At 73.9% G+C, this 22,020-nt stretch carries 14 protein-coding genes; 3 read left to right on the top strand and 11 right to left on the bottom strand.

Going from position 1 to position 22,020, the window contains the following annotated elements; all coding sequences use genetic code 11:
• Window positions 1-5: 5 nt before the first annotated feature.
• From recD to ACYU8V_RS15950, 6 genes are all read right to left on the bottom strand, one after another.
• The gene (gene recD, locus ACYU8V_RS15975; RefSeq protein ID WP_460848744.1) at window positions 6-1,754 is read right to left on the bottom strand and encodes an exodeoxyribonuclease V subunit alpha; all 1,749 of its coding nucleotides are present in this window, start codon (window positions 1,752-1,754) and stop codon (window positions 6-8) included.
• Complete coding sequence (locus ACYU8V_RS15970; protein ID WP_460848742.1) at window positions 1,754-5,071, bottom strand: UvrD-helicase domain-containing protein; 3,318 nt, start codon at window positions 5,069-5,071, stop codon at window positions 1,754-1,756. The genes recD and ACYU8V_RS15970 overlap by 1 nt, the downstream gene beginning before the upstream one ends.
• Window positions 5,068-8,400: an exodeoxyribonuclease V subunit gamma gene (gene recC / locus ACYU8V_RS15965; protein ID WP_460848740.1), complete on the bottom strand. Its 3,333-nt coding sequence runs from the start codon at window positions 8,398-8,400 to the stop codon at window positions 5,068-5,070. Before recC ends, ACYU8V_RS15970 begins: the two co-directional genes overlap by 4 nt.
• Window positions 8,401-8,470: 70 nt before the next feature.
• The gene (locus ACYU8V_RS15960; RefSeq protein WP_460848738.1) at window positions 8,471-9,685 is read right to left on the bottom strand and encodes a fibronectin type III domain-containing protein; all 1,215 of its coding nucleotides are present in this window, start codon (window positions 9,683-9,685) and stop codon (window positions 8,471-8,473) included.
• Between the two features lie 46 nt (window positions 9,686-9,731).
• On the bottom strand, window positions 9,732-10,217 hold the full coding sequence (locus ACYU8V_RS15955; RefSeq protein ID WP_460848737.1) for a PGPGW domain-containing protein: 486 nt from the start codon (window positions 10,215-10,217) through the stop codon (window positions 9,732-9,734).
• Window positions 10,214-10,723, bottom strand: a complete 510-nt coding sequence (locus ACYU8V_RS15950; RefSeq protein WP_460848736.1) for a nuclear transport factor 2 family protein — start codon at window positions 10,721-10,723, stop codon at window positions 10,214-10,216. The genes ACYU8V_RS15955 and ACYU8V_RS15950 overlap by 4 nt, the downstream gene beginning before the upstream one ends.
• A 35-nt stretch (window positions 10,724-10,758) precedes the next feature.
• On the opposite strand from ACYU8V_RS15950, the gene ACYU8V_RS15945 reads away from it, so the two are divergent.
• Window positions 10,759-12,345 (top strand): adenylate/guanylate cyclase domain-containing protein, encoded by a 1,587-nt coding sequence (locus tag ACYU8V_RS15945; RefSeq protein ID WP_460848735.1) that lies wholly within the window; start codon window positions 10,759-10,761, stop codon window positions 12,343-12,345.
• 56 nt (window positions 12,346-12,401) lie between these two features.
• Here the strand turns inward: ACYU8V_RS15945 and ACYU8V_RS15940 are convergent, their stop codons facing one another.
• Window positions 12,402-12,992 carry a TetR/AcrR family transcriptional regulator gene (locus ACYU8V_RS15940; protein WP_460848734.1) on the bottom strand — a complete coding sequence of 197 codons (591 nt, stop codon included), beginning with the start codon at window positions 12,990-12,992 and terminating at the stop codon, window positions 12,402-12,404.
• On the bottom strand, window positions 12,989-15,988 hold the full coding sequence (locus tag ACYU8V_RS15935; RefSeq protein ID WP_460848733.1) for an MMPL family transporter: 3,000 nt from the start codon (window positions 15,986-15,988) through the stop codon (window positions 12,989-12,991). The genes ACYU8V_RS15940 and ACYU8V_RS15935 overlap by 4 nt, the downstream gene beginning before the upstream one ends.
• Before the next feature lie 205 nt (window positions 15,989-16,193).
• Between ACYU8V_RS15935 and ACYU8V_RS15930 the strand changes: the two genes are divergently transcribed.
• Window positions 16,194-17,906, top strand: a complete 1,713-nt coding sequence (locus ACYU8V_RS15930) for an FAD-binding dehydrogenase (protein WP_460848730.1) — start codon at window positions 16,194-16,196, stop codon at window positions 17,904-17,906.
• Between the two features lie 2 nt (window positions 17,907-17,908).
• On the opposite strand, the gene ACYU8V_RS15925 is transcribed toward ACYU8V_RS15930, so the two are convergent.
• The gene (locus ACYU8V_RS15925) at window positions 17,909-19,513 is read right to left on the bottom strand and encodes a copper resistance CopC/CopD family protein (RefSeq protein WP_460848729.1); all 1,605 of its coding nucleotides are present in this window, start codon (window positions 19,511-19,513) and stop codon (window positions 17,909-17,911) included.
• Between the two features lie 120 nt (window positions 19,514-19,633).
• Here ACYU8V_RS15925 and ACYU8V_RS15920 point away from each other — a divergent pair, with 120 nt between their 5' ends.
• On the top strand, window positions 19,634-20,314 hold the full coding sequence (locus ACYU8V_RS15920; RefSeq protein WP_460848727.1) for a YcnI family copper-binding membrane protein: 681 nt from the start codon (window positions 19,634-19,636) through the stop codon (window positions 20,312-20,314).
• A gap of 4 nt (window positions 20,315-20,318) precedes the next feature.
• Here the strand turns inward: ACYU8V_RS15920 and ACYU8V_RS15915 are convergent, their stop codons facing one another.
• Window positions 20,319-21,167: a hypothetical protein gene (locus tag ACYU8V_RS15915; RefSeq protein WP_460848726.1), complete on the bottom strand. Its 849-nt coding sequence runs from the start codon at window positions 21,165-21,167 to the stop codon at window positions 20,319-20,321.
• The gene (locus ACYU8V_RS15910; protein WP_460848725.1) at window positions 21,160-22,020 is read right to left on the bottom strand and encodes a tryptophan 2,3-dioxygenase; all 861 of its coding nucleotides are present in this window, start codon (window positions 22,018-22,020) and stop codon (window positions 21,160-21,162) included. Before ACYU8V_RS15910 ends, ACYU8V_RS15915 begins: the two co-directional genes overlap by 8 nt.

The raw sequence follows: 22,020 nt of genomic DNA, 5'->3' as shown, positions 1-22,020 counted from the left end.
CCCGGTCAGTGACTGAGCCGTGCCCGCAGGCCCGTCGCCCGCTGCGCGCGCCGCTCGACGGCCGCGGTCACGGACGCTGGGGTGCCGATGACGTGCACCCGGTCCTTGGCCCGGGTGACCGCGGTGTAGAACAGCTCGCGGGTCAGCAGCGGCGAGTCCTCCGGCGGCAGCAGCAGCGTCACCTCGCCCACCTGGCTGCCCTGGCTCTTGTGGATCGTCATCGCATGCAGGGTCTCGATCGCACCCAGCCGCGCGGTCGCGAGCCACAGGTGCTCGCGCACCCCGGCGATCACCGCGCGCAGCCGGTCGCCCTCACGGACCACCACGCCCGTGTCGCCGTTGAACAGGCCGAGGCCGTAGTCGTTGGCGGTCAGCAGGATCGGGCGCCCGGCGTACCACTCCTGCCAGACGGTGGGGTCGCCCACCGGGCTGTCGGCGAGCAGCCGCTCGGTGAGCCGGTTCCAGTGCGCGACGCCGTAGGGGCCGTCGCGGTGCGCGCACAGCAGGCGGTGTGCGTCCATGGCCTGCAGCGCGCCCTCGGCATCGCCGGCCAGCGCCGCGGTGCGTACGGCGACCGCGTGCTCGAGCAGCCGCTGCCGGAGCGCGTCGGCGTGCTCGACCGGGTCGACCAGTCTCACCCGGTCGCCGCCCGCGGTGAGCGTCTGCAGCACCCGGTCGGCGTCGCCGACCCGCAGCGCCTCGGCGAGCGCACCGATGCCCTCGCCGAACCGGTGCGTGGTGCGCAGCCCGGTCACGGCTCCGGGCGCGCGCTCGGCAAGACCCTGGACCAGGTCGGCGAGCACGGCGCCCGCCTCGACGCTGGCCAGCTGGTCGGCGTCGCCCACCAGCACCAGCCGGGCGTCGGGGCGCACCGCCTCGAGCAGCCGCGCCATCATCGTCAGCGACACCATCGAGGTCTCGTCGACGACGACCACGTCGTGCGGCAGCTTGTTGCGGCGGTGGTGCCGGAAGCGGTTGCGCGCATCGGGGGTCCAGCCCAGCAGCCGGTGCAGGGTCGAGGCCGTGAGGCCGTCGAGCCGGGCGCGGTCGGCATCGGTGAAGCGGTCCTCGCGCTGCACCTCGCCCACTGCCTGCTGGAGCCGGGCCGAGGCCTTGCCGGTGGGCGCCGTGAGGGCGATCCGCAGCGGCCGGTCCGACTGCTCGGTCAGCAGCGCCAGCAGGCCCGCGACCGTGGTGGTCTTGCCCGTGCCGGGGCCACCGGTCAGGACGGTCGTCCACTGCCGGGCGGCGGCGAGGGCGGCGGCCCGCTGCTCGTCGTACCCCTCGGGGAAGAGGCGGGCCGCCGTGGCGGTCAGCGCTGCCTCGTCGACCGGCGGAGCGGGGGCGGCGAGCCGGGCCAGCAGGTCGTCGCGGACCTGGCCCTCCTCGCGCCAGAACCGGTCCAGGTAGAGCAGCTCGCCCTCACGGCGCAGGACGCCCGTCGTCGCCAGCGGGCTGGCCGCGATCGCCGCCTGCCACTGCTCGGGCGACGGCCAGGGCAGGTCCTGGACCCCCTCGCTCGCGGCCAGCTCGGCGAGGTCGACGCACACCGATCCGTGCCGGACGGCGCGGACCGTCACGGCGACCGCGAGTGCGACGGCCTCGTCGCGCTCACCGCCGAGGGCGCAGATGCGGGACGCGCTGTGGACGTCGGCCGCGGTGAGCAGGCCGGCCCGGTTGAAGGTGGCCAGCAGGCCGGTGGCGCCGCGCGCGATCCGGGCGTCGTTGGCCTCGGCTTCGAAGAGCTCGGTCATCATCGGCCTGCCAGCCTCTCCGAGAGCGCGACCACGAGCGCGGCCGGCGGCCGCCAGCTGAACACCCCGCACGGGACCCCGTCGACCTCGGGCGTCTCCGGGCCGCACATGCCACGGACGTAGAGGTAGAGCACGCCGCCGAGGTGGGTCTCCGGGTCGTACGCCGGCAACCGCCAACGCAGGTAGCGGTGGACGACGACGGAGTAGAGCAGCGCCTGCAGCGGGTAGTGCGAGTGCAGCATCGCCTCGGTCAGGTGGGCCGGCGCGTAGTCGGCCGCGGTCGTGGGCCGGCCGATCTCGCCCAGCCGGTTGGTCTTGTAGTCCACGACCACGAACCGCCCGGACGGCAGGCGCAGGACGACGTCGACGCTGCCCGAGAGGTAGCCGCGGAGCGGCTGGTCGGCCAGCGGCGGCTGCTCGAGCCGGTCGGCGTAGGCCGCCATCGGGTCGTCGCCCACGTGCTGACGCAGCAACGGGGCGAGGTCGCCGAGCCGTACGTCGTGGCTGCCGTCCCGCACGCGGTCGCCGCCGTCCAGCGGGATCTCGAAGTCGAGCTCGCGCAGGCGGTCCGCCAGCGGGATCCCGGCCAGCGTCAGCCGGTCGGCCAGCGGGCCGAGGGAGGTGGCGTTCATGGGCAGCAGCGCCTCGGCGAGCTCGTCGGGCGTCGCCTCCGAGGGCCACCAGCGCAGCTGCTCCTCGGCGCGCTGGGCCAGCTCGGCCCGTAGATCGGGCGCGGACGGGTCGGCGTGCTCGAGGATCGCGTGCACCAGCGAGCCGAAGCCGGCGCCGGCGGGGAGGTCGGCCATCGGCGAGGGGAGGTCGAGGGCCTCGACCGGCACGACGGCCGTCTCGATCACCGGCGTCTCGTCGCTCTCGTCGGGCTCGTCGTCCTTGGCGGCGACCTCGGGCTCGCTCGTCGCGACGGCGCTCTCCTCGACCCGGATCAGGGCGGAGTACGACGTGCGCCGCCACTCGGTGTCGATGCGCCGGTCGAAGGCCCGCGCCAGCAGTGGCGCGTCGTCGGGCGGCAGGGGATCGAGCCGGGCACGGGTCGGGGCCGCGACCTCGGCCGCGGGTCCGGCGTACTGCGTCTCGATGAGGTGCAGGATCTCGCCGGCGCGGTCGTCGGGGTAGACCTGCGCGGTCTCCGGGACGTCGCGCCCGCCCGGCCGGCGGCCGAAGACCATCCGGCTGAGCGCGCCGCGCTCGGAGCCCTCGGCCGGCGCCCACCAGGCGACGACCTGCGACTGGGCGCGGGTGAGGGCGACGTACAGCTTGCGGAGGTCCTCGCCCGCCTCCTCGGCGCGATGGAGGTCGAGGTTGGCGTTCCACTGCCGGCCGCTGCCGGAGACGTCGAGGACCCGGCGCAGCGCGGCGGGGTCGGAGCGGTCGTGGAAGAGGGCGGTGCTGGTGGGGCGGTCGTAGAAGTTGAAGGCGTAGGGCAGGTAGACCACGGGGTACTCCAGGCCCTTGCTGCCGTGGATCGTGACGATCTGCACCGCCTTGGCGTCGGAGTCCAGCCGCCGCGGCCGCTCGCCCGCGGCGGTGCGGAGCCGCTCGTCGCGGAACCACTCCAGCAGCGCGGTGAGGCCGAGCCGGTCGCGCACCGCACGGTCGTGCAGCACCTGCCCGAGGTGGCGCAGGTCGGTCAGCAGCCGCTCGCCGCCGACCCGGCCGAGGATGCGGTCGCTCAGCCCGCGCTCCTCGAAGGCCTCCATCAGCGCCGCGACGCCGCGGCTGCGGACCAGGATCGCGCCGTCGCGCAGCGCGTCGGCGATCTCGCCGGTGAGCGTGTCGCCGCCCTCGACCAGGTCGGCCGCACCGAGGCCGAAGAAGCAGGTCAGACCGGCGGAGCGCACCAGCGGGGCACGGTGCGGCGCGTCCAGCGCCTTGAGCAGCACCAGCCAGTCATCGGCGGCTGGGGTGCGGAAGATGTCGCCGCCGCCGTTGAGCACGACCGGCACCTGCCGCTTCTGCAGGGCCGCCTGCACGACCTCGCCCTGGGTGCGGTCGGAGACGAGGACCGCGACCTGGTGCGCCTCGAGAGGTACGCCGGACCAGGTCGGCCGGCTGCCGAGCAGCTCGGCGACGTCGGCCGCGAGGTCGTCGGCGATCCGGTCGCGGGCGGCCCACCACGACACCATCCCGCGGTTCAGCTTCAGGTCGCCGCGGGGCATCCGGCGGATCCGGAACGGCGCGGGGTGCGGCGCCCCGGCCAGCCGGCTCTCCTGGTGGAACGCCTCGACCGGGTGCACCACGATGTCGGTGCTGCCGAGGCCGGCGTTGCCCATCGAGGCGTTGAGCCGGTCGACCAGGCCCGCGTCGGAGCGGCGGTTGGTGGCGAGGGTGTAGTGGCTCGTCGCCCGGCCGGCCGCGGCCAGGTAGGTGTCGACGTCGCCGCCGCGGAAGCCGTAGATGGCCTGCTTCGGGTCGCCGATCAGGATCACCGTGGAGTGCCCGTGGAAGGCGCGCTCGATGACCTGCCACTGCACCGGGTCCGTGTCCTGGAACTCGTCGACGAGCACGATCCGCCAGCGGTTGCGCATCCGCGCGCGGGCGGGGGCCGCGTCGTCCTCGAGGGCGTGCGCGAGGCGGGCCAGCAGGTCGTCGTACGACTGGATGCCGAGACGCTGCTTGCGCCGCTCGACCTCCGCGCGCACCCGCTGCGCGAAGTCGGTGCGGGCGGCCGCCACGGCGTGGCTGGGGTCGGCCGGCGCGAGGTCGACGTTCTGGTGGCCGACGGCCTCGCGGCCGATCGCGGCGGCGGTGGCGCGGTCGACGAGCGGCTGACCCTGCCGCTGGCCGTTGTCGGCGAGGTAGAGGTCGTCGACCACCTCGAGCACCAGCTCGTCGAGGGACTCGACCAGGGTCGCCGCGGTGTCGCTCTCGCTGGCGACACCGAGCGAGCGCAGCACCACGTGGCAGAACTGGTGGGTGGTCGCGATGGTCGCGCTGTCGAAGGCGGCGAGGGCGTCGCCGAGCCGCTCCCGCCGGGTGGCGAGCTCGGCGGGGGTCGCGTCGAGCAGGTGGGCGATCAGCTCGTCCTCCGCGTCGGCGTCGCCGGTGGCCAGCTGCCGCGCCAACGCCCGCTCCGCGCGGGTGAGCTGCTCGCGGACCCGGGTCCGCAGCTCCTGGGTCGCGGCCCGGCTGAAGGTGATGACGAGCATCTCGTCGAGGGTGGCCAGCCCCTCGGCGACGTACCTGGCCACGAGGGCGCCGACGGTGAAGGTCTTGCCGGTGCCGGCACTGGCCTCGAGCAGGGTGGTGCCGGTCGGCAGGTCGCCCGCGATGGCGAACGGGGTGGGCTCGGTGGTCACCAGCTCCCCACCTCGCTCTCCAGCAGCGGGCCCCAGACCCGCATCGCCAGCGCACCGAAGCGGGACGTCTCGGTGCCGTCAGCGGGCTCGCGACCCGGCAGTGGCGCGCGCTCGCCCCAGACCAGGACGTTCTCGACGTCCGCGACCTCGCCGGCGAACTTCCCGTCGCGGCGCCACAGGAAGCCGGCGCGGTCCAGGGCGGCGTCGGCATCGGTGCGAGTACGACGGGCGCGGGCGTACTGCAGCGACGTCTTCAGCGGCAGCGGCAGCGGCGCCGCCATGCCCTCGTCGCGGAGGGCGACCAGGTCACGCAGCCAGGCGGTCGCGCGCTGGTCGAGCGGGGCGATGCGGGACAGGTCGACGTCGGCACGGCCCCAGCCCTCGGGGCGGCCGATGGTCAGCGCGCGCCAGGGGCGGTCCTCGTCGCTCGCCGCGAGGGCGAGCAGCTTCACCCAGCTGTGCAGCCGGTGCTTGGGACCGAGCCGGGAGTAGCTGACCCGCACCAGGAGGTCGCCGTACAGGTCGGGGACGGTGCCGCGCAGCCGCCGGCCGCCGCCGAGGTCGACGTCCACGTCGACGGCCTGTGGGGCCGAGGCGGTGTGGGCGAGGGCCTCGCGCGCCAGCGGCTTGGCGCGGTCGATGACCTTGCGCAGCAGCCGCTCGCCGAGCTCTCCGGGAGGTACGACGCCGCGACGCCGCTCGCGCTCCACGGCCGGATCGGGGTAGTGCCCGCGCATCAGGTCGTCGAGGATGCGCTGGCCGATCGCCCACTCCTCGAGCGGCTCGACCGTGATCGGGATGCGGTCGTCGACCGGGTCGTCCTCGCGCGGGAGCGCGATGCCCAGGCGCTGCTTGAGGAAGCCCTGCACCGGGTTGCCGAAGAAGGCGACCAGGTCGTCGAGCGCGACGTCGCCCGGCTCGGGCGCGGGCAGCGCGCCGGCGAGGAAGTGGGGTGCGTCGTCGCGCTCCCGCTCGATCGCGCGGGCACCCGCGAGCGCGAACCGGTCGAAGGCGAACGGCTGACCGGGCACCAGCGCCCCGGCCACCAGGTTGCGCCGGTCGAAGGGCTGCAGGGGGTGGTCGAGCACGATCCGGTCGCGCACCTCGCCCGCGGGCGCCGTGGCCGTGAGGTCGAGGGCGTCGAGCAGCTCGCCGACGGGGACCGCGGGCGGCCGCGGCTGCCCGGTGTACTCGTTGGCGCCGGTGTAGGTGACGACCAGGGTGTCGGTCGCGGCGAGCACGGCATCGAGGAGCAGCTGCCGGTCCTCGCTGCGAGGATCGCGCTCACCGGTGAGCGGACGGCGCGCGAGCACGTCGTCGCCGTCGGTCACGCCCACCCGCGGGAACACGCCCTCGTCCAGACCGAGCAGGCACACGACGCGGTGCGGCACCGACCGCATCGGGACCAGGGTCGACACGGTGAGGACCCCGGTGCGGAAGTTGGCGCGGGTCGGGCGGCCTGCGAGCCGCTCGGAGAACATGGCGCGTACGTCGGGCAGCCGCAGCTCGACCGCCTCTCCTGCCGTGGACCGCAGGCTGTCGAGCTCGCGCTGGACCTGGCCGTGCTGCCAGGAGTCGGCGGGCCGCACCGCGGTCAGCGCCGCGACGCCGTCCTCGATCGCCCGCAGCCAGTGGTCGAGGCTGTGGACGCCGACGAGCCGGTCGGTCACGTCCTGCAGCCGGGCCACGAACTCGGCCAGGCGCCCGATCAGGTCGACGTCGCCGCTGCCCACGTCGTCGAGCGGCAGCACGTCGCCCAGCATCAGGTCGCTGTCGTCGGACAGCGCGACGCCGGACAGCAGCCGGTCGAGGCCGGAGCGCCAGGTGTTGTCGTCGTACGCCGACAGGCCGAAGCCGTCGCGGTGCGCACCGTCGAAGCCCCACTTCACCCCGGTCTGCTGCACCCAGGTGGCCAGCAGGTCGAGGTCGTCGTCGCGGAAGCCGAACCTGCGCCGCACCGGGTCGCAGTGTGCGAGGTCGAGCACCGCACCCACCCCGACCCGGCCGCCGGCCAGCTCGAGGAGCCGCGCCACGACCGACATCAGCGGGTTGGTCTGGTCCAGCGCGCGGTCGGCGAGGCTGACCCGCAGCCGGTGGGCGGGATGGCCCTCGTCCCCCACGACGTCGGCCAGCCCGAACGCCGCGGACAGCAGCGGCGCGAAGCCCTCGATGTCGGGGCACATCACCACGATGTCGCGGGGCTCCAGCGTCGGGTCGTCGGCGAGCAGGCCGAGCAGCACCTCGCGCAGCACCTCCACCTGGCGGGCCGGGCCGTGGCAGGCGTGTAGCTGGACGGAGCGGTCGTCGTCGCGGAGATGGCGGGCGGCGCGTGGGCCGGGGGCGTTGGCGCGCAGGTCGTGCTGGAGCCAGCCCAGCAGCGTGGTCGGCTCCGGCGCCGCCGCCGGACCGGGAATGTCGACGTGGTCGACGGTGCCGAGGAGCCGCTGCAGCTCGCGGGTGTCGCGCCCGAGGGTGGCCAGGAGCGGCAGGCCGACACGCTGGTGCGAGCGGTCCTCGGAGCGAGGGACGACGCGACGCAGGTCGGGGTCGTCCAGCGCGGACCAGAGCGCGGGCGAGGGGTGCGGCAGCCACAGGTGGACGTCGCGGTGCGTGGCGAGCGCGTCGAGCAGCTGCAGGTCGCCGGCCGCCAGCCGGGTGTGGCCGAAGAGGCTGACCCGCTCGGGGAGGTCGACGGCCTGCACATCGGCACGCAGCCGCGTCACCGCCTCGTGGTGGCGCTGGACCGGGTCGGGCCCGGCGACGACCGCGGCCAGCCGGCGCCACAGCTCGGGCTGCCAGGCCAGGTCGGCCGGGACCTCGCGGCCCGCGCCGTCGTGGTCGGCGCCGGAGGCCCAGTCGGCGAGCAGGCTCGGCCGCTGGGCGGCGTACGACGCGAACAGGCCGGCCAGCCGGCGCGCCGTGGCGAAGCGGCGGCCGCGCCGGAGCTCGGCCTCCTCGCCCTCGATGGTGCGGCCGAGGTGGCGGGCGAGGACGTCGGCCCACGGCTCTCCGACGACCTCGTCGATCACGCCGAGCAGGGGCCAGGTCAGCGCGGCCGGCGACCACGGGTCCTCGTCCGGGCGGCCCGAGACGAGCGCGAAGAGGGACTGCGGGCTGCGGAAGTCAACGGCCGCGCACACGCCGTCGTCCGCGCCGGGGGTGGTGCCGAGGTGGTGCGAGAGCCGCTGGGAGAGCCAGCGCTCGACCCCGCGCGCCGGCACCACGACGACCTCCTGCGCGAACGGGTCGGCCAACGGCTGCGTGAGCAGCCCGGCCAGCCCGTCGGCCAGGGCATCGGTCCGCGGGGCGCGGTGCAGCAGGAGGGTCATCGGTGGCGAGGCTAGTGGGTGCCCCCGACGCATCGCCGGGCCGCGGGTGGCGTGGCCCGCACCCGCGACGTCAGGCGCGGCGGACGTGCACCCAGGTGCTCCAGGCGCTGCGGCCGGCCTTGGACGTCGCGGCGACCCGGCAGTCGTAGGCCTTGGCCGCCCGCAGGCCGCCCACCCCGATGCCGGTGGCGGTTGCGGCGGCGGTGCCGGTGAGGACCGAGGAGCCGTTGACGCACTGGGCGACGTACCCTGTCACCTTCGCGCCGCGCGGCTTGGCGAGCGTGTGGGTGAGCCAGATCCGTCGGCCGGAGACGCGCTTGGCCTTGGTGATCACCGGCTTGGTCGGCTTGATCGTGCCGACGCGGACCTTGATCGTGCGCTTGACCCGGGTCAGCGTGGTGCGCATCCGGGCGGTGCTCGTCGCCGGCGCGAAGGTGAACCCGCTGACATCGATGTACATGCCGCCGCCATCGGGGTCCTGGGCGATCACGAACGTGGCCGCGCTGCCGTTGACCGTGCCGGTCATGCTGCCGGACGTCATCGTGCTCGGGTCGGGGATGCCGAAGTCCTCGCGCAGCATCACGTTCGGGACGCGGAAGTGCACCGAGCCGTGGACGGGCGTGGTCCCGTCGTCGAAGTACTGCGGAGCGACCGCCTCCATCTCCAGGAACTTCGCACCGGTCGAGTCCTGGTCCATGAAGATGCCGTTGTACGTGACATTGGTGCCGGCGTAGAACCCGACGAAGTCCTGGTTCGTCACGGCGTCGTACGCCGTCACGTCGCCCTCGAAGTAGACCGAGTCCCCTGCCGAGACGGTCGGACACGGCCACGGCCATGCGGCTGCGTCGTTGCAGCCGCTGCCGACCCGCACCGCGGAGCCCGTCACGCGCAGCATCCAGTCGCCCGAGGTGGCGTCCTGCCAGACGTCGACGTCACTCTGGTGCTCGAACCCGGAGATGTAGTCGGTGTGCTGGGCGCCGGTGTCGAGCACGAAGCTGACCGTGTCGCCCGCCGCGAGCGTGGCCGGGATCGGGGCGCTGCCGTCGGGCTGGACCGAGAAGGTGAACGTGCGGCCGTAGCCCGGGTCGGTGAAGTGGGTCACCGTGAGGTCCATCGGGTCGGCCGCCGTCATGACCGTGTCGTTGTAGGTGAACGACTCGATGCACGGCTTGGCCACCCCGGCGCCGCACCACCGCTCATCGGTGGAGGCGTGGGCGCTCCCTGCGACGGCGGCCAGCGAGGAGGCGACGACGAGCGCCGCACAGAGTCGAGCAACGATGCGCATCCTCGGATCGTAGGAGCGAATCAGGATCCCCGCAGCCGAATCGGGATCAGTGCCGGTGGCGCTCCTCGTCCGCCTCCTCCACCTCGCTGGTGAGCTCGGCGAGCGCCTCCGGCCTCCCGTGGAAGCGGCGGTAGGAGTACACGATCAGGGCGTACGCCGCCGCGCACGACACCAGCAGCGTCGCGCCTGTCCACACCCCACCGATCAGCCAGCCCCCGGCGTCGTCGGGCCACCACCCCGGCTCGTCCGGGCCGACGATCCAGAGCACCCCGAGCGCCCCGAGGCAGGCCGCGCCGAGGCACGAGCCGAGGATCCGCGGCCAGGTCTGCACGCCGTCGGCCGCACCCCGCAGCGCCCGCAGCCGGACCGGCTCCACCCAGCGGCGGGCCCAGGCGTACTGCCGCGACAGGACCGCCAGGCCCGCGAAGAGCAGCAGCAGTCCGGGGCCCGGCAGGATCAGCGCGGCCACCCCGGCGGCCAGCAGGAGCCAGCCCAGGATCTCGAGGAGGATCCGCTTCGCCGCCGCGCTCACGCTCCACCGCCCCACTTCTCCAGCCACGCCAGTACGTCGGCATCGGCCCGGCCGTGCGCGGCGGCGATCCGCGCCCAGGTCAGCGCCATGGTGTGGAAGCGCAGCGGGTTGTAGACGTCCTCCTCGCAGGAGAACAGCCCGTCCCCGGCGTACGTCATGATCGTGATGTTGGGCTCCTCGAGCATCGTCCCGTCGCCGGGATCGGGCATCGGGTTGCGGACCTCGCAGACCAGCCGGCCGGCGGCCGGATCGACGACCTGCCACGCCAGCGGGAACCCCGTCATCACCCGCCCCGGGTACGACGTCATCGTCCGCACCGCCCACGCCCGGATCTCCTCGCGGCCGCGGAACGTGCCCATCGCGTGCTCGACGTAGGTGGCGTCGGGGGTGAACAGGTCGGCGTACCCGCTCCAGTCGCCGGACTCCACGAAGGTCGCGACCTGACGGTGGAAGACGGCGTACGCCTCGGTGATCTCCTCGGCGCTGAACATCACGTCGGCGTTCATGCTCCCGATCCAACCAGAGCCAATACCCTTCGATCATGGTCGACGCGGGGGACTCCGGTCGGCGCAGCCCCTTCGGCTCGCGCCTGCTCGGGCCGCGCGAGCAGGACCCCCGCCGACTCCGGCTGCGGATCCGGCTGCTGCTGACCGCGATGCTGCTGTTCACCAACCTCGCCGGCGCGGCCGTGACTCTCGTGATCAACCTGTGGGCGGTGCCCGCGCCCCCGCCGAGCCACCGGCTCGAGATCGCCATGGCGATCGGCATCCCCGTCTACGTCCTGGCCGGCGCGATCGCGGGCGTGCTCTGGGGCACCGCCGCGAGCCTGCGGGCACTGCGCTGGGCGACCGAGCCGGGCGCCGTACCGAACGACGACGAGCGGCGCCGGGCCCTCCGCGTGCCGCTGCACCTGACCGCCATCCAGTTCGTCATCTGGTTCGGCGGCTGCGTGCTGTCGACCGCGATCCTCACCCGGCTGCAGCCCTCGCGGGCCGTGATGACGGGCCTGACGATCCTGATCGGCTCGATCGTGGTCTCCGGGATCGCCTACCTGCTGTGCGAGTTCGCGCTGCGCCCGGTCTCCGCGCGCGCGATGAGCGGGATCCAGGTGACGCACCGGGTCCGCGGCGTCGGCGTCGGGCCGCGGATGGTGCTGTTCTGGATCGTCGGCACGGCAGCGCCCGTGCTCGGCCTGCTCGCCATCGCCTCGATCGCGCTGCACAGCAGCCGCGCGACCCTGGACCAGCTCGCCATCGTCACGATCGCCACCTGTGCGGTGGTGCTGCTGACGGGGTTCGTGCTGACCGACCTCAACGCGCGCTCGGTCCGTGCGCCCATCCTGGCGGTCCGCGACGCCATGCTCGACGTCGGGCACGGGCGCTTCGAGGAGGTCGCCGTGTACGACGGCACCGAGCTCGGCGCCCTGCAGAGCGGGTACAACGAGATGGTCCGCGGCCTGCGCGAGCGGGACAAGATCCGCGACCTGTTCAGCCGGCACGTCGGCACCGAGGTCGCCGAGGCCGCGACCGCCGCCGAGACCGGCGAGGTGTCGCTGTTCGGCGAGACCATGATCGCGACGGTCCTCTTCGTCGACCTGGTCGGCTCCACGGCGTACGCCGCCACCCGGCCGCCCGCCGAGGTCGTCGCCATGCTCAACCGCTTCTTCGGCGTCGTCGTCGACGAGGTCGACCGCGAGCACGGGCTGGTCAACAAGTTCATCGGCGACGCGGTGCTCGCGGTCTTCGGGGCGCCGGCGCACCGGCCGGACCACGCCGCCGCCGCGCTCAGCGCCGCCCGGATGATCGCGGCACGCCTGGAGACCGAGGTGCCCGAGGTGGCCGCCGGCATCGGCGTCGCGACGGGCACCGTCGTGGCCGGCAACGTCGGACACGAGCAGCGCTACGAGTACACCGTCATCGGCGACGCCGTGAACTCCGCCAGCCGGCTCACCGACCTCGCCAAGGACCTCCCCGGCCGGCTCGTGGCGTCCTGGGACTCGGTGCTCGCCGCCCGCGACGCCGGCTCCTCGGAGGCCGGGCTGTGGATCGAGGCGGGCGCGACGACGCTCCGCGGCCGCTCCACGCCCACCCAGCTGGCGCTGCCGAACCCGGCGTCGGTGGAGCAGTAGACCCCCGTCGTACCTGACGAACGCGTTGGGTCTCGCCCGGAAAACCAACGCGTTGGTCAGGTACGACGGTCGGCCGCCAGCGCGTCGAGCGCGTGCACGACGCGGCCGAGCACCGAGCCGAGGTCGACCTCGGGGTAGGCCGCGGCGGCATGCCCGCCGCGCTGCAGGACCGCGAGCCCGTGCACCGCCGCCCAGCCGAGCAGGGCGAGCTCGGCGGTCGGGACCGACGCACCCCACCCGGTGGCCTGGGCCCGCGCGACCGCATCGACCAGGAGGTCGCGGTGGCGCTGACCGGCGGCCAGCAGGGCCGGGTCCTCGGAGTGCAGCAGCTCGGGTCGGTACATCAGGTCGAACATCGTGGGCCGCCGCTGCGCGAAGGAGACGTACGCCGCTCCGGCGGCGGCCACCTGCAGCCCGCCCTCGACCGGGGCGGCCTCGATGGCGGCCAGCGTCGCGTCGTACAGCTCGGTGGTGCCCTCGAGGACGAGCGCGGTGAAGAGCCCGGCACGGTCGTCGAAGTGGTGGGCGGTGGCCTGGTGGGACACGCCGACCCTGCGGGCGATGGCGCGCAACGAGGCGCGCGACGGCCCGCAGGCAGCGATCTCCTGCTCAGCCGCCCGAAGCAACCGGTCCCGCAGGTCCCTCACGACGCCGGCCCCCCGGTCGCGATCCGCTGCGGCCACCAGAGCCGCCGGCCCAGCAGCGCGGCGATCGACGGCACCACCATCGAGCGGACGATGAAGGTGTCGAGCAGCAGCCCGATGCCGATCGCGAAGCCGACCTGACCCATCGTCGTGACGCTGCCCGCGAGCATGGCGAACATCGAGCTCGCGAAGATCAGGCCGGCCGAGGTGATCACCCCGCCGGTCACGGCGGTGGCGCGCGCGATGGCGGCACGGTCGCCGGACGGCGCGTCCTCGTGCATCCGCTTGGCGAGCAGCAGGTTGTAGTCGGCGCCGACCGCGACGAGGAGCACGAACGAGACCGCGGTGACGGTCCAGTCGATGCGCACACCGAGCAGCACCTGCCACACCAGGACGGACGCACCCATGGCGGCAGCATAGGAAAGCAGGACCGTCAGCATCAGCAACGCCGCGGCGACGATGGCGCGCAGCAGGAGCACCAGCACCAGGAACACCGCGAGCAGGGCGCAGACCGCGATGAGCAGGAGGTCCTGCTGGGAGTAGTGCTCGAGGTCGTGGTTGGCGCTGGCCATGCCGGTGGTGCTGACCGCCGCGCCGCCGAGCGCGGTGTCGCGCAAGGCGTCGTCGACCGTGCGCCGGATCCGCACGCTGCGATCCGCCGCCGGGGTGTCGAAGGCGTTGGTGGTGCCGAGGACGACGAGCCGGGCGGTCCGGCCGTCGCGCGACAGGAACAGCCCGCTGGCCGCGGCGAACCTCCGGTTCCCCAGCGCCGCGGGTGGCAGGTAGAAGCCGCCCACGGCCGGGTCCCTGCCGACGCGCCGCGTCTGCTGGAGGTACGCCGCCGCGTGGGCCAGGCCCCGCCGCAACCGGGGCAGCGAGGTGGCCACCTGCTCGGTGCCGTCGTGCAGCGCGCCGACACCGGTCGCGAGCCGGTCGGCGCCGCCGGACAGCTGGTCGAGGCTGCCCGCGAACCGGCGCTGGCCGGTGGCCAGCGACGTCGCCCCGGCACGCGCCTGCGCGATGCCGCCGCGGAGCTGCCGCAGCCCGGTGCGGAGGCTGCCGGTGCCCGCGGCCAGCCGGTGCGCCGCTCGCGCGGCCTTGCGCAGTCCCGGCACCAACTGGGTCTTCTCGGCACGCCAGACCCTCTCGAGCCCGTCGCGGCTCTGCGAGCAGGCCGGGTCCAGGCCGCAGGTCAGGCTCTTGGTCCGCAGGGCCTGGTAGATGACTCCGAGCGCGTCCGCGGCGGTGTCGGTCTGGGTGGCGGCGGCGCTGAGGCCCGACGCCAGCTGTCGCATCCCGGTGGAGAGCCGGCCGCTGCCACGGGCCGCACGATCGGCGCCGTTGAGCAGCCGGGCGAGACCGGAGCCGAGCCTCGTCGTACCGGCGGCGAGTCGGTCGGCGCCGTTCGCCGCCCTCCCCGCACCGGTGGCGAGGCGACCCGCGCCCTCGCCGAGCCGGCCGGCTCCGGCGGACAGCCGACGCGCACCCGCGGCTCCCGAGGCCATCTGCCGGCTCGCGCCGCCGAGCCGATCGCCGACCCGCCCGGACTGGTAGGCGATCGAGGCCTGGGTGATGGGGGTGCCGAGCGGTCGGGTGATGCCGCGGACCATGGCCACCCCCGGCAGCCGTGCGACATCGGCCGAGGCGCGCTCGATGAGCGCGAGGTCGCGGGCGTTGCGCAGGTCGTGATCGGCCTGGATCAGCACGTAGTCGGGCAGCACCTCGTTGATCGGGAAGTGCCGGCCGAGCAGGGCGTAGCCGTCGTTCGACTCGGTGTCGGAGGGCTGCGTGCTGCGGACGTCGTACGACAGGTTCACGGCGGGGTAGACCAGCGCGAGCAGCAGCAGGGGCACCAGCGAGATCCCGAGCCACCGCACGGGATGGGCCACGACGGTGCCGGCGACCCGGCTCCAGGCCCCGCTCGAGCGCACCGGCCGCGGCTCGCACCAGCCCCGGCGGCCGGCGAGCATGAGCAGGGCGGGCGTGAGCGTCAGCGAGAGCAGCAGGTTGACGGCCACGCTGACCGCGATCGCGGGACCCGTCGTGCGGAAGAAGCCCATGGTGGCCAGCTCCATGAAGGAGGTGGCGACGACGACGGTGACGGCCGAACCGGCGACGACCGAGCCGATCCGACCGATCGCACCGGCGGCGGCCGGGCCCGGGTCGATGCCGGCACGCCGGTTCTCGTGGTAGCGGCTGATGATGAAGACCGCGTAGTCGGTGCCGGCACCGAGCACGACCGCCGTCAGGAACGAGCCGCTGAAGGTCGACACCGCGAAGACGTGGTGCAGCCCGCACCACGCGGTGACGGCACGGGCCAGCCCGAGGCCCAGGCCCACCACGGTCAGGATCACCAGCGGCGTCGAGAGCCGGCGGTAGATCAGGAAGAGGATGATCCCGATCATCACGATCGTGACGACGGTGATCCGCGCGACGCTGCGGTCGGTCTCGGTGGCGAGGTCCGCGACAGTGGCGGTCGGGCCGGTGACGGCCACGGTCAGACCACCCGGACGGAGCCGATCCACCAGCGCCCGCACCGCGTCGACCTGCACGATCGAGGCGGGCGCCCCGGTCGGGCCGGTGATGCCGATCTGCAGGTAGCGCGCCTCGCCGTCACGCGAGGTGAGCGCCTTGAGCAGCTCGGGCCGGCGTACGTCCTGGACGAAGGAGACGTCCTCGGTGTCGGCGCGCAGCTGCGCGGCCAGGCGCAGCACGAACCGCCGGTCCGCGGCGGTCAGCCCCGTGCTGCGCTCCATCGCGATGATCAGGAAGCTCTGGCTCGACGTCGACCCGAACGCCTTGTTCATCGCCTCCACCGCTCGCGAGGAGGGCGCGTCCAGCGGGACCATCGGCGAGGCGTCCTTCTTGCCGACGACCTCGAGCTGCGGGACGGCCACGTTGAGCACGGCCACCAGCACCAGCCAGCCGAGGACGATCCAGCCGGCTCGGGCGATCGCGAAGCGGCCGATCCGCGCGAACCGTGGCGACTCGTGGTCCACCGACACCTCCGGGTCACCGGGACGAGGACCTTGCCAGTGGCAAGGAAGGGAGACGCTCACGCTAGAACGTGTTCCTTGCCAGTGGCAAGGACTCCGGTGGAGACCCTGCTCACAGCCGGCTGCTTCGTCGTACCCACCGCGAAGGTCGTGGATCGGGTGCGGGACCGACGGTTCCGGTGGGTACGACGCAACTACGCTCAGCCCCGTGAGCGAGATCGACGACTTCAAGCCGGACGCCATCATCGTCGGAGCGGGGCTCGCGGGCCTGGTGGCGACCTACGAGGCGACCCGCGCGGGGCGCAAGGTCCTGGTGCTCGACCAGGAGAACCGCGCCAACCTGGGCGGCCAGGCGTTCTGGTCGCTGGGCGGGCTGTTCTTCGTCGACTCCCCCGAGCAGCGCAGGATGGGCATCAAGGACTCTTATCAGCTGGCCTGGCAGGACTGGCAGGGCTCGGCCGGGTTCGACCGTGAGGCGGACGAGGCCGACGGCACGCCGGGCCAGGACCACTGGGGCCGCAAGTGGGCCGAGGCGTACGTCCGGTGGGCCGCGACCGGCAAGCGCGACTACGTCCGCTCGCTCGGCCTGCGGGTGCTGCCGTTCGTGGGCTGGGCCGAGCGCGGTCGTGGCGACGCTTCCGGCCACGGCAACTCGGTCCCCCGCTTCCACCTGACCTGGGGCACCGGGCCCGAGGTGGTCCGCGTGTTCCTGGAGCCGGTGCTCGAGGCGGAGAGGCGCGGCCTGGTGCGGTTCGCGTTCCGGCACCGCGTCGACGAGGTCGTGCTCACCGACGGTGCGGCGACCGGCGTCCGCGGCGCCGTCCTGGCCCCGTCCGACGAGGAGCGCGGGGTGGCGTCCTCGCGCGACGTCGTCGAGGAGTTCGAGTACGACGCCCCCGCGGTCGCCATCACCACCGGCGGCATCGGCCACAACCACGAGCTGATCCGCGCCAACTGGCCGACCGACCGCCTCGGTCCGGCTCCGCGGCACATGATCAGTGGGGTGCCGGCGTACGTCGACGGCCGGGGTCTCGGCATCGCCCAGGCCGCCGGCGGGCGGCTGGTGAACTCCGACCGGATGTGGCACTACACCGAGGGCATCCACAACTGGGACCCGATCTGGCCCGACCACGCCATCCGGATCATCCCGGGTCCCTCGTCGCTGTGGTTCGACGCGACCGGGAAGCGGCTGCCGGCGCCGAACTACCCCGGCTTCGACTCCCTGGGCACGCTCGGTGCGATCGGGCGGACCGGCTACGACTACACGTGGTTCGTGCTGACCCAGGCGATCATCGAGAAGGAGTTCGCGCTCTCCGGCTCGGAGCAGAACCCCGACATCACCGGCAAGGACCTCCGGTTCATGCTGAAGTCGCGCGCCGCGAAGGGTGCGCCGGGTCCGGTCGAGGCGTTCAAGCAGCACGGGGTGGACTTCGTCGTCGCGGACACGCTCGAGGAGCTGGTCGCGGGGATGAACGGCATCGTCGACGGCGACGCGCCCGCGCGCGGGCCGCACCTCGACCCGGCCGTCCTGCGCCGCCAGATCGAGGCACGCGACGCCGAGACCACCAACGGCTTCAGCAAGGACTTCCAACTGATGTCGATCGCCAACGCCCGCCGCTCCTGGACCGACAAGCTGGTCCGGGTCGCCAAGCCGCACCGCTTCCTGGATCCGGAGCAGGGCCCGCTGATCGCCGTACGGCTCAACATCCTGACCCGCAAGACGCTCGGCGGCATCGCCACCAACCTCGACTCCCAGGTCGTTCGTCCCTCCGGCGAGGTCGTCCCCGGCCTGTACGCCGCCGGCGAGGTCGCCGGGTTCGGTGGCGGCGGCGTCCACGGCTACAACGCGCTCGAGGGCACCTTCCTCGGCGGCTGCATCTTCAGCGGCCGGGCGCTGGGGCGGACGCTCGCCCGGGGCTAGCCCTACCGGATCGGGAGCGGGGTCGTCGCGGTGTACTCGTCGATGGCCGTGGTCCGCACGGTCACCGACAGCGTCCACGAGCCCACCACCGGTACGGCGACGGTGCCGGTCATGTGACCGATGCCGGCCCGGTGCAGGGTGATGGTCAACGGGCCGAGGTCGCGACCGGGAAGCGAGACCGCGGCGTCGACCTCGGCCGGGCTCGTCGGTCGCTCGCTCGCGTCGAGCACGACGAGGTCGAGGCGCATCGTCCGGTCCCCCGCCGGCACCGCCGAGACCTGGACGACGTCGGGCCCGGTGGTGAGCCGCGCCGACGCTGACGGGTGGTAGGCCACCGTGGCGGGCATCGTCGTGGCGATCACGGCCGTGACCCCGATGACCGCCATCGCGAGCACCAGCTCGATCTCGACGCTGCGCTGCAGCCGCGCCGCCGGCCCGGTCGCGGGCCCGTGCGCCCAGCGCCGGGAGAAGGTCGCCGCGGCGAGGATCAGCAGCACCAGCCCGAGCTTGACCAGCAGCTCGCGCCCGTAGGTCGTCGCCGTCAGCGCGCCCCAGGCACCCACCTGGCGCCAGGCCTGGTAGGTCCCCGTCGCGACCAGGACCGCGACGCATCCGGTCGCGACGAGCGAGAACCGCGCCACCAGCGGGCGCACGTCGCCGGTCCCCCTCGGCAGGACGATCAGCGCCAGCACGGCCAGCCCGCCGACCCAGATCGAGGCGACAGCGACGTGCACCGAGGTGGAGGCGAACTGGAGCGGCGAGGAGACGCCGTGGCCGGTCATCGCGAAGGAGGCGACGACGCCGATCCCGGCCAGTGCCAGGACCACCGAACGGAGCCTCCCGCCGGTGCGGACGAGAGCCAGCCCGAAGACCGCGGCCGCCGCCAGGCGCAGCACCACCCCGCGGCCGAAGGTCGTGGCGAGCACGTCGCCGACCAGCGACGGCCGGCCGATCGAGGACCAGCCCAGCCCGGCGTCGTACCCGCCCTGAACCAGGAGCGCGACCACGGCGCTGACCACCAGTGCGACGAGGCCGAGGCCGACCAGCCGCCCCACCCGGCGCCCTCGGCCCGCGCCGGTAGCGCCGGCACCGCCTGCCAGCCCGAGCAGCACGGTGCCGCCGAGGAGCAGCGCGGATCCGGCGTACCCGACTGCTCGGGAGAGACCGAGCAGCTTCGAGAGCCCGTCGTCCGAGCCGACGGCGGCGACGGCCGGCGCGGTGGAGCGCCGCCCGACCGAGAACGTGAACGCGCCCGTCACCGGGTGCGAGTCGGCGGACACCACCCGCCACGAGACCAGGTAGGTGCCCTCGGCCGCCGCGTCGACCGCGACCTCCACCTCGTCCCCGGACCCGCCCGGTCGCAGCACCGCGCCGTGGTCGACCCGCGACCCGTCCGGGCCGTACACCCGCACGGCATCGGGTACGACGCTCACCGACTCGTCGAAGGTGATCGTGACGTCCTGCGGCGCGACCTCGAGCAGGCTCCCGGGAGCGGGGGTGCTCGCGACGACCATCGCGTGCGCGGACGCCGACGGTGCGAGCAGCAACAGCGGCAGCACCACGAGGACGGCGACCACGGCACACCGACAGGCCCGAGAGAGTGCCACGTGGATTCGTCCTTGTGGGGTAGTAATTCGTTTCGTCAGCATCGTAGGACCAAGGTCCCGGCTGGCCTTCGATCCGCTCGCCGCTCGGGGCGCCGGACGAAGTCACCGAAAGGCAGATCGATGCGTCGCTCCCCGCTCCGCGGCATCGCCACCCTCGTGCCCATCGCCCTCGTCACCCTCGTCGCAGCCGGCGGCCCCGCGCTCGCACACGTGACCGTGAACCCGGATACCGCGGCCGGCGGCGGCTACACCAAGGTCTCCTTCCGGGTGCCGACGGAGTCCGACACCGCGTCGACGACGCGGCTGCAGGTCTTCTTCCCGGCCGACCACCCCTTCGGCTCGGTCAGCGTCCAGCCGGTTCCGGGCTGGTCGGCCAAGGTCGTCGACGAGCGGCTGAAGAAGCCGATCACGACCGACGACGGCCAGGTCACCCAGGCCGTCTCGCGGATCATCTGGACCGCCACCTCGAGGGCGACGGCGATCAAGCCCGGCCAGTTCCAGGAGTTCGGCGTCTCCCTGGGCCCGCTGCCCGACTCCGGGTCGATCGTGTTCAAGGTGCTGCAGACCTACTCCGACGGCAAGGTCGCGCGCTGGATCGACCCCACGACGCCGGGCCAGGGCGAGCCGGAGCACCTCGCACCCACGCTGACCCTCACCCCCGCGGTCGAGAGCACGACGGCCGCCGCGGACGGCTCGCCGGACTCCGGTGCCGGCCGCTCCACCTGGGCCCTCGGCCTGTCCGGCCTGGCCGTGCTCATCGCTGCCGGCAGCGCGGTGCTGGGACGGCGCAAGGGGTCCTGAGCCGTCAGGCCGGCACGAGCCGGCGGGCCGAGCCGAACCACGCGACCGCCTCGGCCGCCGTCGTCGGCTCCGGGAGCGGGGAGGTCAGCAGCCGCTCGTCCGGTACGCCGCCGGGGTGCTCGCCGCACAGCGCCGCGAGCAGCTCCGGACCCTCCAGGCCCGCCTCCCCCAGCGCCAGGACCTCCGCCTCGTTGAGGCCGACCGGGGTGGGCCCGTTGCCCATGTCGGTGCCGTAGCGGACGGTCCCGCCGAGCGCCCGGAAGCGACGGATGTTGTCCGTGGCCACATCGCGGTCGGCCCGACCGTGGATGGCGAGCGTCGAGATCCACGTCATCGCGCGCCCGCGCTCGAGGACCGCGTCCGGCAGCGGCTCCCACGGCGCATGCACGAGTACGTCGGCGCCCGCGTCGATCGCCCGCGCCGCCTGACCGGGGCCCTCGGCGTGCACGCCCACCGTCAGTCCGGCCGCATGCGCCTCCTCGACCAGCGCGCGGAGCACCCCGTCCGACAGCAGCGGCATCGCGGCGTTCAGCGCCACCTTCACCAGGTCGTACGCCGCCGCCACCGCCTCCCCGACCGCCACCCGGGCGTCCTCGGCGGTCGCCACCGCGCGCACCGCCCCGTCCGGCGCCCACGACCGCCCCGACGGGTAGCCGCCGGGAGCCGTGTGGAAGGGACCGGCCACCCGCACCCGCACCCCGGCGGGCGGCGAGGACCGCAGCGCCAGCACCTCGGCCGGCACCCAGCCCAGGTCGTGCACCTCCACGACCGGCCCGCCGGCCAGCAGGGAGTGGTCCACCAGCCCCAGGTGCACGTGGCGGTCGCACACACCCGGCAGGACCGTGTCACCCACCGATGCCGGTCCGCACCGAGTAGAGCTCGGGGAAGAAGGTCAGGTCCAGCGCCCGCTTCAGGAACGCGGCCCCGGACGACCCGCCGGTGCCGGTCTTGAAGCCGATCGTGCGCTGCACGGTCCGCAGGTGCCGGAAGCGCCAGAGCTGAAAGGCGTCCTCGAGGTCGACGAGGTCCTCGCAGGTCGCGTACTCCTCCCAGTGGGCCTCGGTGTCGGCGTAGATCCGCTGCAGCACCGGCACCAGGTCCGCGGACTCCACCCACGCGGCCCGCACGTCCCGCTCCAGCACCTCGGCCGGGACCTCGTGGCCACGACGGGCCAGGAAGCGGAGGAACGCGTCGTACACCGTCGGCTCGTCGAGCAGCTCGGCCAGCACGGCGTGCACCTCCGGCTTCGCCTCGAACACCCGCAGCATCCCGGCGTTCTTGTTGCCAAGGATGAACTCGACGGCGCGGTACTGGTGCGACTGGAATCCCGACGAGGCGCCCAGGAAGCCGCGGAACTCGACGTACTCCGTCGGCGTGAGCGTGGCCAGCACCGACCACTGCTCGGCGAGGGTGCGGAAGATGTGCTTGACCCGCGCGAGCGCCTTGCGGGCGCGGCTGACGTCGTCCTCGTCGAGGTAGGCGCGGACCGAGCGCAGCTCGTGCAGCACCAGCTTGAACCACAGCTCGGTGGTCTGGTGCTGGACGATGAAGAGCAGCTCGTCGTGGTGCTCGGGCCGGCTCAGCGGGTGCTGCGCGGACAGCAGGGTGTCCAGGTCGAGGTAGCCGGCGTAGTCCATGGTCGAGCGGAAGTCGGTGCGGATGCCCGACTCGATCTCGCGCTCGCCCCTGCTCCGCGGATCGGCCAT

Source organism: Nocardioides ultimimeridianus, from assembly GCF_054777895.1.
This window is presented reverse-complemented; position numbering and strand designations above follow the sequence as displayed.